The organism is Mesorhizobium loti CJ3sym (assembly GCF_000472785.1).
Lineage (GTDB): Bacteria > Pseudomonadota > Alphaproteobacteria > Rhizobiales > Rhizobiaceae > Mesorhizobium > Mesorhizobium loti_E.
On record NZ_AXAL01000017.1, the window covers coordinates 1 to 15,972 of the forward strand.

At 63.7% G+C, this 15,972-nt stretch carries 17 protein-coding genes; 4 read left to right on the forward strand and 13 right to left on the reverse strand.

Annotation, left to right across the window (positions count from 1 at the left end; all coding sequences use genetic code 11):
* From A3A9_RS45805 to A3A9_RS0122550, 3 genes are all read right to left on the reverse strand, one after another.
* A partial coding sequence (locus tag A3A9_RS45805) for a helix-turn-helix domain-containing protein (protein WP_152536155.1) occupies window positions 1–142 on the reverse strand: 142 nt, incomplete at its 3' end.
* A 203-nt stretch (window positions 143–345) separates the two neighbouring features.
* Complete coding sequence (locus A3A9_RS0122545) at window positions 346–1,428, reverse strand: acyltransferase family protein (protein WP_027060801.1); 1,083 nt, start codon at window positions 1,426–1,428, stop codon at window positions 346–348.
* Between the two features lie 133 nt (window positions 1,429–1,561).
* Window positions 1,562–3,469 (reverse strand): propionyl-CoA synthetase, encoded by a 1,908-nt coding sequence (locus tag A3A9_RS0122550; RefSeq protein ID WP_027060802.1) that lies wholly within the window; start codon window positions 3,467–3,469, stop codon window positions 1,562–1,564.
* A 141-nt stretch (window positions 3,470–3,610) separates the two neighbouring features.
* Here A3A9_RS0122550 and A3A9_RS41265 point away from each other — a divergent pair, with 141 nt between their 5' ends.
* The 4 genes from A3A9_RS41265 (at window position 3,611) to A3A9_RS0122570 (ending at window position 6,590) form a co-directional block, all read left to right on the forward strand.
* The gene (locus A3A9_RS41265; RefSeq protein WP_245279100.1) at window positions 3,611–4,450 is read left to right on the forward strand and encodes a DUF2259 domain-containing protein; all 840 of its coding nucleotides are present in this window, start codon (window positions 3,611–3,613) and stop codon (window positions 4,448–4,450) included.
* Between the two features lie 438 nt (window positions 4,451–4,888).
* A complete protein-coding gene (locus A3A9_RS0122560) occupies window positions 4,889–5,173 on the forward strand; it encodes a PqqD family protein (RefSeq protein ID WP_027060803.1) in 285 nt (94 codons plus the stop codon).
* On the forward strand, window positions 5,173–5,607 hold the full coding sequence (locus A3A9_RS0122565; RefSeq protein WP_027060804.1) for a lasso peptide biosynthesis B2 protein: 435 nt from the start codon (window positions 5,173–5,175) through the stop codon (window positions 5,605–5,607). The genes A3A9_RS0122560 and A3A9_RS0122565 overlap by 1 nt, the downstream gene beginning before the upstream one ends.
* Window positions 5,604–6,590 carry a serine kinase gene (locus tag A3A9_RS0122570; protein ID WP_027060805.1) on the forward strand — a complete coding sequence of 329 codons (987 nt, stop codon included), beginning with the start codon at window positions 5,604–5,606 and terminating at the stop codon, window positions 6,588–6,590. The genes A3A9_RS0122565 and A3A9_RS0122570 overlap by 4 nt, the downstream gene beginning before the upstream one ends.
* A 9-nt stretch (window positions 6,591–6,599) precedes the next feature.
* Here the strand turns inward: A3A9_RS0122570 and A3A9_RS0122575 are convergent, their stop codons facing one another.
* The 10 genes from A3A9_RS0122575 to A3A9_RS0122620 form a co-directional block, all read right to left on the reverse strand.
* A complete protein-coding gene (locus A3A9_RS0122575; protein WP_027060806.1) occupies window positions 6,600–7,622 on the reverse strand; it encodes a nucleotidyltransferase family protein in 1,023 nt (340 codons plus the stop codon).
* A gap of 65 nt (window positions 7,623–7,687) precedes the next feature.
* Window positions 7,688–8,674, reverse strand: a complete 987-nt coding sequence (gene dhaK, locus A3A9_RS0122580; RefSeq protein ID WP_027060807.1) for a dihydroxyacetone kinase subunit DhaK — start codon at window positions 8,672–8,674, stop codon at window positions 7,688–7,690.
* Between the two features lie 36 nt (window positions 8,675–8,710).
* Window positions 8,711–9,133 carry a hypothetical protein gene (locus tag A3A9_RS0122585; RefSeq protein ID WP_027060808.1) on the reverse strand — a complete coding sequence of 141 codons (423 nt, stop codon included), beginning with the start codon at window positions 9,131–9,133 and terminating at the stop codon, window positions 8,711–8,713.
* A gap of 2 nt (window positions 9,134–9,135) precedes the next feature.
* The gene (gene ptsP / locus A3A9_RS0122590; protein WP_027060809.1) at window positions 9,136–10,710 is read right to left on the reverse strand and encodes a phosphoenolpyruvate--protein phosphotransferase; all 1,575 of its coding nucleotides are present in this window, start codon (window positions 10,708–10,710) and stop codon (window positions 9,136–9,138) included.
* A 41-nt stretch (window positions 10,711–10,751) separates the two neighbouring features.
* Window positions 10,752–11,054, reverse strand: a complete 303-nt coding sequence (locus tag A3A9_RS0122595) for an HPr family phosphocarrier protein (RefSeq protein WP_027060810.1) — start codon at window positions 11,052–11,054, stop codon at window positions 10,752–10,754.
* A gap of 18 nt (window positions 11,055–11,072) precedes the next feature.
* Entirely contained in the window at window positions 11,073–11,462 is a 390-nt protein-coding gene (dhaM, locus tag A3A9_RS0122600; RefSeq protein WP_006325214.1) for a dihydroxyacetone kinase phosphoryl donor subunit DhaM, read from the reverse strand.
* The gene (gene dhaL, locus A3A9_RS0122605; protein WP_027060811.1) at window positions 11,459–12,061 is read right to left on the reverse strand and encodes a dihydroxyacetone kinase subunit DhaL; all 603 of its coding nucleotides are present in this window, start codon (window positions 12,059–12,061) and stop codon (window positions 11,459–11,461) included. The genes dhaM and dhaL overlap by 4 nt, the downstream gene beginning before the upstream one ends.
* Window positions 12,062–12,134: 73 nt before the next feature.
* Entirely contained in the window at window positions 12,135–13,778 is a 1,644-nt protein-coding gene (locus A3A9_RS0122610) for a dihydroxyacetone kinase subunit DhaK (RefSeq protein ID WP_027060812.1), read from the reverse strand.
* A gap of 75 nt (window positions 13,779–13,853) precedes the next feature.
* The gene (locus A3A9_RS0122615) at window positions 13,854–14,867 is read right to left on the reverse strand and encodes an ABC transporter ATP-binding protein (protein WP_027060813.1); all 1,014 of its coding nucleotides are present in this window, start codon (window positions 14,865–14,867) and stop codon (window positions 13,854–13,856) included.
* Window positions 14,860–15,972: an ABC transporter ATP-binding protein gene (locus tag A3A9_RS0122620; RefSeq protein WP_027060814.1), complete on the reverse strand. Its 1,113-nt coding sequence runs from the start codon at window positions 15,970–15,972 to the stop codon at window positions 14,860–14,862. Before A3A9_RS0122620 ends, A3A9_RS0122615 begins: the two co-directional genes overlap by 8 nt.

Here is a 15,972-nt window from a genome sequence, read left to right on the forward strand (position 1 = left end):
CAAGCCCGCTCTCGCCTTGCGCGCGAAAGCGCGCGATCAGCTTGTGCCCGCAGGTCCGGCCGATCCCGAAGCGACGGCACAGCGCACTCACATTCGCACCCGGCGCCAGCGCCAGGCGCACAAATTCTTCCTTCTGGTTCATCACGCTCCTGGCCTCGAATGGCAACACGAACCTCCCCGCGCAAAGCGCACGAAACTGTTCGCGATGTCTTCGCACACCTGTTCGCGATGTCTCCGGTCCAAACAATAACCTGTTGTCCGCATCAGTGGGTAAATGCCGGACGGCGGTGTACCCGCCGATAACAATCTGGCGGACAGGCCGGGCGTGTTTCCGCGTAGTGGTATCTACGCCACCTTGAGCCGGTAGCGGAAAACGGTGTGGTCGAGCAGCAGCCGGATGCGCGGTTCGGCCTCGGTGGCCACTAGCCAGCTTGCCGCGATCATGGTCGCGCCGACGATTGCCATCGACAAGAGATAGGGCACTCCGGCACGGACCATCGGTCCCAGCATTGCCGCACCGACGACGTCGTGGATCAGGTAGAGCGGATAGGTCATCAGGCCGATCCGCCGCCACCCGCTCCAGTTGAGGTCGAGCCGCAGCGACGATGCCATCAAGGCGATGGCGACGAGAAAGACGAGGATTGGCGGCGCGAACAGCAACTGCTGCCCGACCTTCAGCATATGAACGTCGACCGAACTGACCATCTGCAACACAGCGCCGCCAAGGAACAGGGCGCAGAAAGCCAAGCGAGCAGTCGTCACCGCCTTGAACCGCATCAGCCAGAGCATGACGCCGGTTGCGAAGAAGACGCCATGATGCACCCGTAGCAGGTCGAGCAAGCGTGTTTCGGCGAAGCCGGACCAGCCGAGCGGGTAGTAGAGGCACCAGAAAAGCGAGCTGACCAGGCCGATGCCGATCGCCACGGCTTCCATCTGGTGGAACCGGCCGAGCCGCAGCACAGTCCAGACGACGGCATAGAAGGCAATCTCGATGCCGAGCGTCCAATAGACGCTGTCCACCCAAGGTGCGTAAGGAACGAACAGGCTCGTCCGAACGACCTTGATGACGGCGTCGGTTGGCCAGGTGAGACCGACCAGCAGCAGCACAGCCGCCGTGATGGGGGCGCAAATCCATACTGCCGGCGCCAGCCGTTTCACTCTTGCCTCGAAAAACCGCAGCGGCGTCGAATTCTCGGCGCTGAAGGCGATGACGAAGCCGCTGATGACAAAGAATATCTGGACACCGACCCAGCCGAATTCGACCCAGGCGCCCATTTCGGGCTGCGGGGGGACGCCGCCGGAGACCCGGGCCGACATGCCATCGGGATAGGCCCACACCCAGAAGCCGTAGTGATAGACCATAACCATTACGGCGGCGAGAAACCGCAGGATGTCGACACCGCCAAACGTGATCTTTTTTTGAGCCATGCGACCTTGTCGATGCCCCCCGACCCTGACTGTATTTCGGATTGCTGCATTGCACAATGAAAGTATTGCTTGCTGATGCGGGCGGCCCATCATCAAGCAAAGGCGGCGAACAACTACCGGGCGTGCCAGCGACTCAAAGCCCGAATCCGCGCTCCTTCAGGATTGCGGTAATCTCATCGAGAATGGCCGGGTCGTCGATGGTCGCCGGCATCGTCCACGCTTCCTTGTCGGCGATCTTCTGCATGGTGCCGCGCAGGATCTTTCCCGACCGCGTCTTGGGCAGGCGCTTGATCGTCACCACGGTCTTGAAGGCGGCAACCGGGCCGATGCGCTCGCGCACCAGTGCGACGACCTCCTTCTCGATGACGTCGCCGTCGCGCGCGACACCGGCGTTCAGCACCACGAAACCGAGCGGAATTTGCCCTTTCATAGCATCGGCAATGCCAACGACGGCGCATTCGGCGACATCGGGATGCGCCGAGAGCACTTCCTCCATGGCCCCCGTCGACAGGCGGTGGCCGGCGACATTGATGATGTCGTCGGTACGGGCCATCACATAGAGGTAGCCGTCCGCGTCGATCATGCCGGCATCGGCCGTCTTGTAGAAGCCGGGGAACTCGTCGAGATAGGCTTGCCGGAATCGCTCGTCGGCGTTCCACAATGTCGGCAGGCAGCCGGCCGGCAGCGACAGCTTGACCACCACATTGCCGAGCGTGCCGCGTGGCACCTCGTGGCCGGCGTCGTCAAGCACACGGATGTCGTAGCCCGGCATCGGCACTCCGGGCGAGCCGTATTTCACGGGCAAGAGGCCGAGCCCGGCCGGATTGATCGTCATTGGCGAGCCGGTCTCGGTCTGCCACCAATGGTCGACCACCGGCACGTTGAGCTTCTGCTCGGCCCATTTGATGGTTTCGGGGTCGGCGCGCTCGCCGGCGAGGAACAGCGTGCGGAATTTCGACAGATCGTATCTGGGAACGAATTCGCCCTTGGGGTCCTGCCCCTTGATCGCCCGGAACGCCGTCGGCGCTGTGAACAGCGCGACGACGCCATGGTCCGAGATGACCCGCCAGTAGGTGCCGGCGTCGGGCGTGCCGATCGGCTTGCCTTCGAACAGGATGCTGGTGCAGCCATGCAGCAGCGGCCCGTAGACGATGTAGGAGTGGCCGACCACCCAGCCGACATCGGAGGCCGCCCAGAACACTTCGCCCGGCTTGACGCCGAACTCGTTTTCCATCGTCCATTTCAGCGCGACCATGTGGCCGCCATTGTCGCGCACGATGCCCTTGGGCTGGCCGGTCGTGCCTGAGGTGTAGATGATGTAAAGCGGGTCGGTGGCGAGCACCGACACGCAGTCGACATTGGCGCCGGCCGCCCGCTCGCGGGCGACGGCATCGGCATAGTCGATGTCGAAATGATCCTTCAGGTCGCAGCGCAGCTGGTCGCGCTGCAGGATCAGGCAGGCGTCCGGCTTGTGGCGGGACATCTCGATCGCCTTGTCGAGCAGTGGCTTGTAGGCGACGATCCGGCCTGGTTCCAGGCCGCAGGAGGCCGAGATAATCAGCTTCGGCTTGGCGTCGTCGATGCGGGTGGTCAGTTCGTGCGAGGCAAAACCGCCGAAGACGACCGAATGCACTGCGCCAATGCGGGCGCAGGCGAGCATGGCGATGGCCGCCTCGGCCACCATCGGCATGTAGATGATGACGCGGTCGCCCTTGCCGATGCCCCGGTTCTTCAGCACCGAGGTCAGCGCCACCACTTCGCGCTTCAACTCGGCATAGGTGAACTTCTTCACCGTTCCAGTGATGGCGCTATCATAAATCAGCGCGATCTGGTCGGCGCGCCCGCCGGCGACATGCCGGTCGAGGGCGTTGTAGCAGGTGTTGCAGGTCGCGCCGGTAAACCAGCGGCCATAGACGCCGGCGGTGGCATCGAACACCTTGTCCCAGGGCGAATACCAGTCGATGGCGGCGGCCGCGTCCGCCCAGAATTGTTCCGGGTCGCGTTTCCAGCCGTCATAGACCTCGTGATAGCGTGAAGCCATCCGTAACCTCCCCGGGAACTATTTGCCGTCTTTGCAAACAGCCTATGCTGTTTTTTCCGGCGCTGTCTTGCCTGATTTTCGTCTGACGGGTCTCGTATTGACCCGGATCAGTGGTGTCGTGAAGTATGCGACGAGGGGGAGATGTCAACCAATGCGCCATCCATGGTCGATTGTGGCAAGCCCGGCGCGGGCCTTGATGATCGGCGCCATGCTTCTGGTCACGTCCGCAACCGCTCAGGCTGGGACGCGGCCGCACGTCGTATCATCGGTTTCTCGCCCGACGGCGCCTACTTCGCCTTTGAGCAGTATGGCGAACTCGATGCCGGCGCCTCGGCTTCCGGTTATTCTGAGATCGACATCATCGACACCCGCACCGATGAATTCGTTGGCGGCAAGCCGATCCTGGTCGTCGATGAATCCGAGGAGTCGACGCTGACGCTCGAACAGGCGAGGGCGCAAGCGGCCGCTAAGGCTGCCCCCATCGTTGCGAAATACGCCATTGCCATGCGCGGCCAGCAAACGGCCTCGGACAAGTTTACTTTCCCGGGCGAGATCGTCGGCTACAGCGACATTTCCCGCCTCGAACAGATATCGCAGAAATGGCTTTCACCGCTCTATGACGAAACCGAGGTTTCGACGATCCAGCTTGATGAGATTCTGGCCAACAGTTCAGCCGATTGTTCAGCGAGCTTTGAAGACGCTCAGCAGGGCGACCAGGCTCTTCAAGGTGATAAAGCAGGTAAGGCTCTTGGGTTCAAGCTGACGCTGCAGGGCCAGGACGGCAAGCCGTTCAAGACCTTGCATGAAGACAAGGCCGTGCCGGGCTCAAGAAATTGCCCGACCTCTTACAGCCTGTCGGAATCCTACGAATACACACCTTCCGGCAAACCGGCGGTGATTGTCGTTCTGGTGCAGCGCTTCAGCCAGGGCTTTGAAGGGCGCGATCGGCGCTTCATTGCCGTGACCGGCCAGCCACGCTGAGAGACCGGTCGATAGCCGCCTAACGACCGGTAATCATTGGACAAAAATCGATCGCACTATATCGGCAGAGCGACAAGCATGAGGCCTACGCCACCGAAGATCAAAATGGCTGCCGCCAGGGCTTTTCGATGACGTTCGAAAGTCGTCGGAGCCCGCTCCCAATTGTAACGCATACGCTATCTCCCCAAAACCCCAGGAGTCCTTACCTTACTCTGGGGAAGAAAGGCAACGGTCCTGCCGGTCAACATGCATGTCCATGGCGTCATGGTGACGACTATTTCTGGGATGATTTTCGGCCGGGAGCAGGTGGCGGTGCATCTTTCGGCCGGGCAGGAATCCCTTGCAGGCGCAAAGCCGTATGGGCCATCTACCCCCGCCGGCAGATAGACAGCGTCCCATCACCGCGCTATCTCATTTCGGGGTTTGTTGGGGGTCGAGATGGAAATTGTCTCTGGAACTGTTTTGCGGCTGGCGGACGACGCCTCGGTCCAGCACGTCGGCGACGGTGCCGTCGTACTCCTGGCACGCAGCGGCCAGCTCTATACCTGCAACGCCACGACCGAAGCCTTTCTCGACAAGGTCGACGGCGCGCGTAGTCTCGACCAGATCGTTGGCCTGCTTTGCGCGGAGTTCGAGGTCGACAAGGATACGCTCGATGGGGACATGGCGGCACTGGCCACCGAACTGGTCTCGGAAGGTATCCTCGCCGCGCCGGTTGCCTGATGGCCGACGGTCCGCTCCTGCGTGCCCTGTTTCGCTGCCATCTCTGGGCAAGCGCGCGGCTGATGCCGCTTTTGATTGCCAGGCGCAGCTTCGAGGGGGTACTAAAATGGGCACCGCTCGCCTCCTCGACACCCTATCGCGGCCTGCCGGCCATCTACATCGTCGCCCGCGTCAACCGCACCGTGCGCCATCCCTGGCTGATGCGCGACCGCAGATGCCTCAGGGAAGGCCTGCTCGGCCATCGCTTCCTGCGCCTCGCCGGCTTCGATCCGGAGCTGCGCTTCGGTGTCGATCCGAAATCGCTGCAGACGCCACGCGTTTCGGCTCATTGCTGGGTCTGCCTCGACGGCAGGCCGGTGGTTAGTGACAGCCTTCCCGGCATGGTCGAGATCTATCGCCACCATGCCGATGCTGCAAAGGTGCGTCCCGCTTGAGCAGACCGTCTGTCGCCTATGGCCTCAACGGCCAGGTTCTCGGCATATCGGCCGAACGTCCCGAGCTGTGGCAGGATTTCGACAGGATGCTGGGCATCCTGCGCCTTGAAGGTGCTGTCGAGCCGGGCTTTCGCCTCGATATCGCGGAGACGGAAATCCTGGACGAGGCACCCGGCGGATCGCTCGTCTTCGACGGCGAGATTCCGGAAGATGGCTACTGCCGGATGATCGTCGACGGTGCCACCGTCCATCTCATTTTTCCCGAACGTCAGACCGTTGCCATCAATGACGTGGAGGGCTGGGCTCAACTGAGGGTTCGTCGCGGCAGCAAAACCGCGTGGACACCATCGATGCTGGTGCTGGACGCCGCACTCGACGCTGGCGGTCAGCATATGCTGCACACGGCCGGGCTGACGCTGCCGGACAACGACACCGTCGTGCTCATCCATGCGCCAAGCGGCACCGGCAAGAGCACGACATCGCTCGCCCTGGCAACGCAAGGTTTCGGCCTCTGTTCCGACGATGCCATGATCCTGAATGTCGCTTCGGATCGACCCATGGCATGGGGGCTGCCACGCCACGCCAAGATCCACGAGAACACCGCCCGAATGATCCCGGAGGTGTCGCCATGCCTTGGTCCATCATGGGACCGCAACGGCGAACAGGCCGTCTCGCTGGAACGGTTGAGTGAAATTATACGCATCGAAAGCCCGGTCGCCAGGCCGGTAGCCGCGCTCCTGCACCTGGCGCGCTCCGCCGACAGGGAGACCCGGCTCGTGCCCATGGCCCGGACCGACGCGATGGTGGCGCTGGCCATGGACAATGTCCGCACCGGCATGACCGGCCTGCTGCCGTCGCAGAAACGCCGGCTGGCAACGATCGGCAGACTGGTCTCGTCGGTGCCGACCTTCACGCTGGAAGTCGGCGCACGCCCGGCCGACGCGGCGGCGCTGATAAGCGCCACATTGACCGGGCAGGACTGAACCGGAGGTTCAGGCTACGTATGGCTTGGCCTTGGCCAGCCGCTGGATCCAGCGGAAGGCATCGCGGCGCAGGCGCGAGCCGATCTTTTCCCGGGAATTGACCCTGAGCAGCGTGTTCGTTGTGATCAGCCGCTTGGCCAATCGGATCGAGAGGTCCGGCTTGATCCGCCCGGCAAGCTCAAGCGCATGCTGTTCGTCGAACAACTGGCCGGTCACATTGAGCACGATCGCGAGTTCGAGTTCGATGCCCGTCATGCGCGCCGCGTCGAGCAGGCGAGTTTCCGATTCCGCCGATTGCAACGCCCGCACGCCTTGCAGCACGTCGACGCAAAGCTGCAGCCGGTGGAATTTGTGCCCGCCCGCGGCGTGCACGATGGCGATCGTCAGCAACGCGGCAGGGGTGTCCGTCGCGTCGCCGTCGATGATGCCCAGTTCGCGAAAACCCAGCGACAGGCGCCGGCGCATGCCGGTGTCATGCACCAGGTCGCCATGCAGTTCGACGAGCAGGCTGGAATTCTCTTTCTCCAGCCATTTGAATTCCTGCAACTGATAGGATTCGGCCTCGTTGCTGCCGAGCTCGAAACCGCATGCCGCGATGACCTGGTTTGCCGGTGCAAGATTGGCGGGCTCGACGAGGATATCGATATCGGTGAATGGCCTGTCGGATACGTTGCGGTAGAGTTTTCGCGCGAAGACCGGTCCCTTGACAATCCGCGCCGGGATGCCTTGCGCCACCATTCCCTTCATGATGCGGTCGCCATGATATTGCAGCAGCATCGACTGGCCGGTGGCGATCGTCGCCTTATCGCGCAAATCGTCGAGCTTCTCCCGCAAACCGGCGTCTGGCGGCAGACGCGCGTCACCGCTCTCCTGCAATTTGCGCAGCATGATCGGCAGGATGCCGTGGAATTCGGCATTGTCGAGCAGCGCCGACAGAGCCTTTGCCGACAGATTGTCCTCGACCGCCGCGGCCTCCGGATCGGCGAAGCGCAGCAGCAGTCTTTCTTCAGCGGAGGTGAGGGATGGCAGCATCAACCGGACAAATGTTTAAGTGGATTGTCTGGAATGGTTGCAGAAAAGCGCTGCTGAAGCCAGCTTTACATGCCCCGGCGGAAGGCCGCAGTGTGGACAGGTGCATCCCACCAGCCGGTCATCTCGTCATCGAGCATGGTCAGCGTGATCGAACAGCCGGCCATGTCGAGCGAGGTGACATAGCTGCCGACCAGCGAACGGCTTATCGTCACGCCGCGTTTCTCGAAAATCTTTCGCGCGCTGTTGTACATCAGATAGAGCTCCATCAGCGGCGTGCCGCCGAACCCGTTGATGAACAGCAGCGCCGGGCCATTCGCCCTTTCGCCGAGATCGCCTGATATAGCGGCGCAGATCTCCTCGGCGATCGCGTCGGCGCTTTTCAAGGTGTCGCGCCGGCGGCCGGGTTCGCCATGGATGCCGACGCCGAATTCCATCTCGCCGTCACCGATGTCGAAGGTCGGCCTGCCGGCGGCCGGTACGGTGCCACTGGTCAGCGCCACGCCCATCGAACGGGTGGCGGCGTTGACGCGTTCGCCCAAAGCCTTCAACGGCTTCAACGCGAGGCCATGCTCGGCGGCCGCGCCGACGATCTTTTCGACCACCAGCGTGCCGGCGACGCCGCGCCGGCCGGTCGTATAGGATGAATTCTCGACAGCGACATCGTCATTGGTCACCACTTGCAGGATGCCCTCAGACATTTCGGCCGCCATGTCGAAGTTCATCACATCGCCCTCATAGTTCTTGACGATGAACAGGCAGCCGGCACCAGTGTCGACGGCCTGTGCCGCTGCCAGCATCTGGTCTGGCGTCGGCGAGGTGAACACCTGGCCGGGGCAGGCGGCATCCAGCATGCCATGGCCAACAAAACCGCCATGCATAGGCTCATGGCCGGAGCCGCCGCCGGAGATCAGCGCCACCTTGCCCGGTCGCAAGGTCTTGCGACGGATGAATCTATGCTCCTCGCCAAGCACGAGGATATCGGCGTGGGCGGCCACGAAACCATCGAGGCTCTCGGTTAGCACCGTGTCCACCGAGTTTATAAATTTCTTCACGGCCGTCTCCTCCCGAAATAGGCCCCAGCCAGACGATCAGCCACCTTTCCCGGTGATGCTTGTGATCTTCTGGATGAATTCGTTGATCGCCCGGTCGAGCGCCGCATTCTGCCTGTCGTCGCCGAAATCCGGCACGATGAGCGAAACATGCCGCGTCTTGCGCATTCCCGCGGCGATCGACATCTTGCCCGGATGCGCCTGGTGATAGGCGGCCAGAAACTGGTCGCGCTCAGCCGGGCTGAAATGGCAGACGGAAAAGATCGCCGGCAGATGTTTGGACGGGATAGGGATCGAATAGGTGGGGCTCGAAATCTGCGTGACGAAGCTGCGGTGTTTGCCAAGCGCATCGGCAAGGCGCTGGCGCATGCCGGACGGACGCTGGTCGATGACCTGCGACAGGATCGTCTTGTAGGCACGGATCGCCTCTTCGGAACCGGGTTCTGGTGTCTTGCCAGCCATGCCTAGACCGAAACATCCGCGATGGCCGCCTTGGCCATGGCAAGTTGCGCCGGTGCGACGGAAAGGTCGCGCAAGCCGGCCGCGAGCAGCGCCGGGATCGCGTCGGGATCGCCGCCGGCGTCGCCGCACAGGCTTACGGGAATTCCATTCTCGCGTCCGAAAGCGACAACCGAGCCGATCAGCCGCAGCACGGCGGGGTGGCGGACCGAATTGAGATGGGCGACGGCAGCGTTGTCGCGCGCGGCTGCCATCACATATTGCGTCAAATCGTTGGAGCCGACCGAGAAGAAGGCGACGCCGGCGAACGCCTCCGGCGCGATGGCCACCGACGGCACCTCGACCATGATGCCGAGCGGCGGCATCTTGTGCGCGACGCCGCGCGCGGCAAGCGCCGCCTGCTCCTCCGCAAACAAGGCGGCTGCGCGTTCATACTCTTCGGCGACGGCGATCATTGGAAACATGACCCTGAGATTGCCGTGCGGCGCGGCGCGCAGCAATGCCCTGATCTGTTGGCGAAAAATGTCGAGCCGCGCCAGCGACAGCCTGATGCCGCGCAGGCCAAGGAATGGATTGCCCTCCTCGACAGTGAAGCACGGCACCGGCTTGTCGCCGCCGGCGTCCACGGTGCGGATCGTCACCGGTTTGTCGCCGGCCCATTCCAGCACCTTGCGATAGGCGCGAAACTGCGTCTCCTCATCCGGCAATGTCTTGCCGAACAGGAATTCGGTGCGCATCAGGCCGACACCGTCGCAGGTCGCGATGGCGATGGCGTCGACATCCGACGGGTCGGCGATGTTGACCTGCACGCGCACCGCCGTTCCGGTCTTGGTCACCGCAGGCCGCGCCAGAAAACTCCGCGCCTCGCCCTGGCGGGCGGCGAAGGAAGACGACGACTGCCGGAACGAGCCGATCTCCGCCGGCGAAGGCGCCAGAACGATACTGCCGTGCTCAGCGTCGAGCAGTACCACGCCTGTGAGACTGGCAAGGGGTTCGCGCAAACCCACGACCATCGGCACGCCACGCGAGCGCGCCAGCATGGCGACGTGGCTGGCGGTGCTGCCCGCCTTCAGCGCGATGCCGCCGCCATGGCTCCAGTCGGTTTCGAGGAAGCGCGTCGGCGCGATGTCCTCGCCGCAGAGGATGGCACCGGACGGTGCTGTGCTGCCACCGTCCTCGGTCAGGGCGCGCAGCACCTGGTCCCTGATATCGCGCAGATCGGTGGCCCGGGCGCGGAAATAGTCCTGGTCCGAGGCCTCGTAGCCGGCGATCTCGGCATCGAGTGCCTGCCGCCAGGCCGCGTCCGCTGTCTGTCCGGAGGCGATCGCCGCGAAGGCCGGCCCGCTCAAGGCGTCGTCCTCCAGCATGGCGATGTGGAACTCGAGTATGCCGGCGGCATCGCTGTCGACGCTTTCGACCATTGCCGAAAGCCGGCTCACGGCCTTGCCGATCGCGACCTCCAGCGCAGTCTTCTCTTCCGCTGATGTGGCTTTGCCTGCGTAGACGGCCGGCGGCCGGTCGAGGTCGAACAGCGGTCCTTCGGCATAGCCGGCCGAGGCCGGAATCCCCTCAATCCGCATGGCTCGCATTCCCCACGGGCCGCCGAGGGCGCGCGCCACCTTCAGGCCGAGCGGACATGACCGGCGTCCTCGTCGAAATCGCGCTGCACCAGGTCGATCAGTGCGCGGACGGCGTCGTCGGCGCCATCACCGCTGGCCCTTATGTGCAGCACGGTGCCTTTCGGCGCCTTGGCCGCCATCACCTTGACGATGCTCTTGGCGTCGAACCATGGACCGTTGGCGGCAAGCGCGATTTCCACCTCGGCGGCAAAGCTCTTGGCCAGCTTGGTGAACTTCACCGAAGGACGCGCATGCAGGCCCACATCGTGGGTGATCAGGACGGTCGCTTCGGCGGCTGCGGACATTTCAGAAATCCCGTTCACTCACGACGGCGACAATTCGTGCGCCGTCGCCACCACTTCCCTGAGCGAGGCGCCGCCGGATGCCTCGGTCGCCGCCATCACCGCGCCCTCGACGATCGGTGCGTTGCAGACAATGATCTTCTGCGCGCGCGGCTCGCCGATCATCTCCACCGCCATTTCCGAATTGGTCTCGGCGCCGCCGAGATCGACGAGGATGGCGACACCGGCTTCCGACCAGGCCTTGTCGATGGCGCCCATGATCGCCTCGACATTGGTGCCGAGCCCGCCATGGCCGTTTCCGCCGCACCACGCAAGCGGCACTTCGTCGCCCACCATCTGGCGTACCATGTCGGCCGTGCCCTCCGCGACCAGCGGCGAATGCGAGACGATCACGATGCCGACATTGCTCATGCGTTGTCCCCGATCGCTTGCCCCAAGGTCCGCACCAGCAGCGCGGTCGAGCGCGCGCCAGCATCCATATGGCCGATCGAGCGGTCGCCGAGGAAGGAGGCGCGGCCACGCAGCGCCTTCATCGGCACGGTCGCTTCTGCCGCGGCGTCGGCGATGTCAGCGATTTCCGCTGCCGTCTTTCCGCCGGACAAGGCGTCATGCACCGGCTGCAGCACATCGAGCATTGTCTTCTGGCCGACCTGTGACTTGCCGCGCGCGGCCACCGCTTCGATCGCCTTGCCGAAAGCAGCAGTCAGACTGGCACGGTCAGGGTCCGCCGAAATCTCCTTGCCGAGCGCCAGGAACAGCGTGCCGAACAGCGGGCCGGAGGCGCCGCCCACCGTCATCACCAGCTTGGTGCCGATCGCCTTCAAGGCGTCGGGCAGCGGTTTTGCCGAGAACGCCTCGGCCTCGGCCCGCACCGCCTCGAAGCCACGCTTCATGTTAAGCCCATGGTCGCCGTCGCCGATCGCCTGATCGAGCGCCGTCAATTCCTCTGCGTGAGCGGCGATCGTATCAGCGGCGGCCGCTATCAGCCCGGCAAGATTTAACGCCGCCATGTCGCCCAAAGTCCCGGTTTCCACCTTGCCGGCAGTAGCGAAAGAATTTTCGTTCGACAACTGCAGCATGCCATCAGGCCGCTGTAAGCAGCGCGGCGGCGGCCGCGAAGACTTCGGCAACCGCATGGGCGCCGGGGTCGACCACGCCTTGCAGCTTGCTGCCGACATAGGCGGATCGTCCGGCCTTCGCCTTCTCCATGGCAGCTGTAGCCTCGGCGCCGCGCTGAGCGGCGGCGGCTGCCTTTTCCAAGCCATTGGCATCAAGCGCTTTCAAGGCAGGCTCCAGGGCATCGACCATCGTGCGATCGCCAATTTTTGCACCGCCATAAAAAGTCATTCGCTCTAGGCCGGCAAGCAGCGCCTTGGCCACCTCAGCGCCGCTGTCCAGGGCCTGTGCTGCCGCCGTGAAGAAGATCGACAGCAGCACCCCGCTGGAGCCGCCCATCGATGCGCTCAGAATGTCGCCTACAGCGCCAAGGGTCGCCGCGGGGTTGGCCAGTGGCAGCGTATCGAGTCGTTCAAGGATGCTGCGCGCGCCGGTCGCCACCGTCGAGCCGGTGTCGCCGTCGCCCGCCTTGGCGTCGAGTCCGTTCAACGTTGCTTCGAGCGAGATCAGCTTCTCGCAGACCGTAACAATCAGGCACCGGGTATTGGCATTCTGGCTGGCCTTATGTGCAGCACTCTGCCCGGCTGCTTTCGCCATCGGCACGATAGCAGGTGTCACGACCGGCTTTGCCGGCATCCAGGCATGCGGGCCGACCGGCGCCAGCAGGGCTGTCTCGCGGGCTGCGTCGAGCCGGATCAGCGACAGCGAGAAGCCATTCATGTTGAGCGCCGTCATCAGCGGTCCGGGACCGATCGTCAACTTGAGCGTCTTGGCCAATGGAGAAACAAGCACCGCATTGGCAACCAGCGACATTTCGAGCGGCGGCGCCGAGCCGAGATTGTTGATCAGCAAGGCATAGCTGGCCTTCGGGTCGAGCCGTGACGAGAGGCGCTCGGCCATGATCGCCACCAGCTTGTTGGCGCTTTGCACCGCGATGCGCTCGACCCCCGGCTCTCCGTGAATGCCAAGGCCGAGCTCGCCGTCATTGTCGCCGAACCTGTCTTCGTGCGGCTGGCCGGGGATGGAGCAGGACGACAGCGACATGCCGAGCGAAAAAATGTCCCTCGCCGCTGCCCGCGCCGCTGCTGCGATATCAGCCAGGTCATGGCCGGCTTCCGACAGATGGCCTGAAATCTTGTGCACGAACAGAGTGCCGGCAACGCCACGCGGCTGGGCGATGTCGGGCAGCGCGATGTCGTCGGCGACGATCACCATCTCGACGGCAAACCCCTCGGCGCGCGCCTTCTCGGCCGCCAGGCCGAAATTGAGGCGGTCGCCGGTGTAGTTCTTGACGATCAGCAGGCAGCCGGCCGGGCCGGTCACCGCGCGGATGGCCGCCAGCACCGCCTCGACGCTTGGCGAGGCAAAGATCTCGCCCGACACCGCCGCCGTCAGCATGCCCTTGCCGACGAAGCCGGCATGCGACGGCTCGTGCCCGGCGCCGCCGCCGGAGACAACGCTGACCTTCGACTTGTTCCAGTCGGCGCGCAGCACGACCTTGATCTCGGGATAGCCGTCGAGGCGCGCGAGATCGCCTGAGCCAATGGTCCGCAAAAGGCCGTCCAGCGCCTCGGTGACGATCGTTTCCCTGCGGTTGAAAAAGTGCTTCATCGAATTCGTCCCGTATTCGTAATCGTCAATCAGAGACCGGTGCTCACCCTTCGCAGGCGAACAACCGAAAACCGTTCACATCAGCCTTTGTCCATCGGCGCCGAAATAGAGCGGCGAGCGATAGCGGATCACCACCTTGTCGCCTTGCGCAAGATCGGTGTCCGGGTCGGTCAGCGTCACCAGTTTCTTCGCCCCCACCGTCACATGCAGATGGTTCTGGTCGCCCAGGTGCTCGACCCAGTCGACGACGCCGTCGGCGTGGCCATTTGTTGCCTTCTCGATCGCCAGATGCTCGGTGCGCGCGCCGATCGTCTTGGTTCCGGTGGGCGCGCCGCCATCGGGCAGCAGGCCAGTCGGCAGAAGATTGATCGCCGGCTGGCCGAGCCTTGCCGCGACATGCAGGTTTGCCGGCTCGGAATAGATCGTGCGCGGCGACCCGATCTGCACCAGCACGCCATCGGCAAGGATGCCGATGCGGTCGGCCATGGTCATCGCCTCGATCTGGTCATGCGTGACGTAAAGCATGGTGGCGCCGAGTTCGGTCTGAATGCGCTTCAATTCAAGCCGCAGATCCGCCCGCAGCTTGGCGTCGAGTGACGACAGCGGTTCGTCCATCAGGTAGATCGAAGGCTTGCGCACCAGGGCGCGACCGATGGCGACGCGCTGCATCTCGCCACCAGACAGCTTGGTCGAGCGATTGGCGAGCTTGTGATCGATGCGCACCATCTTCGCCACCTCCTCGACGCGGCGCCGGATCTGGTCTTCCGGTATTTTCCGCGCCGGCGAGCGCAGCGGGAAGGCGAGATTGTCGAACACCGACAGATGCGGATAGAGCGAATATTGCTGGAACACGAAAGCGGTGTCGCGCTCGGCCGGCGACAGGGCCGTGGCATTTTGGCCGCCGATCTCGATGGTTCCGCTGTCCGGCCGTTCCAGCCCGGCGATCAGCCGCAGCGTCGTCGTCTTGCCGGCTCCGGTTGGTCCGAGCAGCACGACGAATTCGCCGTCTGCGATATGCAGGTCGAGACCGTTGACGGCGACATGCTCGCCAAAGCTCTTGGTTACGTTCTTGATGTGCACGTCAGCCATGCTGCGCTCTCCCCTGAGAGGCGGTATCGTGGACCGCGGTTCGCACCGCGCGGCCGGATCCCTTGTCGAACAGCGACAGCCGCGCGCTGTTCAGTGTCAGGCCGACATGATCGCCGGCATTGAGCCGGATCTCGGCCGGCACGCGCGCCTTGATGATGCCGTCCGCCGTCTCCACCGCGACGATCTGCGTGGTGCCGAGATATTCGGTGCCGTAGATGGCGCCGCGCAGCTTCGAGGCGTCGTCGAAGCGGATGTGTTCGGGCCGAATGCCGAGCGCCATATCGGCCGGCGCAATATCCTCGCGCACCTCCGGCACCGCCACCGTCGCGCCCTGCACGACAATCTCCTTCGCGCCCTTGGTGAGCCCGCCGCCGAATCCCAGAAAATTCATCGGCGGCGAGCCGATGAAGTCGGCGACGAACATGGTTGCGGGACGGTCATAGATTTCGCGCGGTGTGCCGAACTGCTCGATGATGCCATGGTTCATGACTGCGATCTTGTCGGCCATCGACATCGCTTCCATCTGGTCATGGGTGACATAGACCGTCGTGGCGTGGATGCGGTTGTGCAGTTCGCGCAGCTCATGGACCATCAGATCGCGGAATTCGGTGTCGAGCGTGCCGAGCGGTTCGTCCATCAGGAAGCATTTTGGCCGCCGCACAATGGCGCGGCCAAGCGCGACGCGCTGGCGGTCACCGCCGGCAAGGCCTGAGACGGATTTGTTGAGCAGATGGTCAATGCGCAACAGCTTCGCCGTCTCCTCGACGCGGCTGCGGATTTCGGCCGACGGCATGCCTTGCGCCAAGAGGGGAAAGCCGATGTTCTTGCGCACATTCATGTGCGGATAGAGCGCAAACAGCTGGAAGACGAAGGCGATGTCGCGCTCGCGGGCCCGCAGCATGGTGACGTCGTCGCCGCCGAGCAGGATCTGACCGCCGGTCGGCAATTCCAGCCCGGCGATCATGCGCAGTGTCGTGGTCTTGCCGCAGCCCGACGGCCCGAGCATGACGAAGAACTCGCCATCCTCGACGACGAAGTTGGAATCCTGCACGGCGACGAAATCGCCGAAGGCCTTTCTCAGATGTTGGACGCGGATCTCGGCCAT

Bases quoted from the DNA above. Each gene is read 5' to 3' on its own strand.
- A3A9_RS0122560 (WP_027060803.1), top strand. From the start codon at position 4,889: ATGGAAATTGTCTCTGGAACTGTTTTGCGGCTGGCGGACGACGCCTCG.
- A3A9_RS41265 (WP_245279100.1), top strand. From the start codon at position 3,611: ATGTCAACCAATGCGCCATCCATGGTCGATTGTGGCAAGCCCGGCGCG.
- A3A9_RS0122565 (WP_027060804.1), top strand. From the start codon at position 5,173: ATGGCCGACGGTCCGCTCCTGCGTGCCCTGTTTCGCTGCCATCTCTGG.
- dhaM (WP_006325214.1), bottom strand. From the start codon at position 11,462: ATGAGCAATGTCGGCATCGTGATCGTCTCGCATTCGCCGCTGGTCGCG.
- A3A9_RS0122585 (WP_027060808.1), bottom strand. From the start codon at position 9,133: ATGGCTGGCAAGACACCAGAACCCGGTTCCGAAGAGGCGATCCGTGCC.
- ptsP (WP_027060809.1), bottom strand. From the start codon at position 10,710: ATGCGGATTGAGGGGATTCCGGCCTCGGCCGGCTATGCCGAAGGACCG.
- A3A9_RS0122575 (WP_027060806.1), bottom strand. From the start codon at position 7,622: ATGCTGCCATCCCTCACCTCCGCTGAAGAAAGACTGCTGCTGCGCTTC.
- A3A9_RS0122615 (WP_027060813.1), bottom strand. From the start codon at position 14,867: ATGGCTGACGTGCACATCAAGAACGTAACCAAGAGCTTTGGCGAGCAT.
- A3A9_RS0122620 (WP_027060814.1), bottom strand. From the start codon at position 15,972: ATGGCCGAGATCCGCGTCCAACATCTGAGAAAGGCCTTCGGCGATTTC.
- A3A9_RS0122610 (WP_027060812.1), bottom strand. From the start codon at position 13,778: ATGAAGCACTTTTTCAACCGCAGGGAAACGATCGTCACCGAGGCGCTG.
- A3A9_RS0122545 (WP_027060801.1), bottom strand. From the start codon at position 1,428: ATGGCTCAAAAAAAGATCACGTTTGGCGGTGTCGACATCCTGCGGTTT.
- A3A9_RS0122595 (WP_027060810.1), bottom strand. From the start codon at position 11,054: ATGTCCGCAGCCGCCGAAGCGACCGTCCTGATCACCCACGATGTGGGC.
- dhaL (WP_027060811.1), bottom strand. From the start codon at position 12,061: ATGGCGGCGTTAAATCTTGCCGGGCTGATAGCGGCCGCCGCTGATACG.
- A3A9_RS0122550 (WP_027060802.1), bottom strand. From the start codon at position 3,469: ATGGCTTCACGCTATCACGAGGTCTATGACGGCTGGAAACGCGACCCG.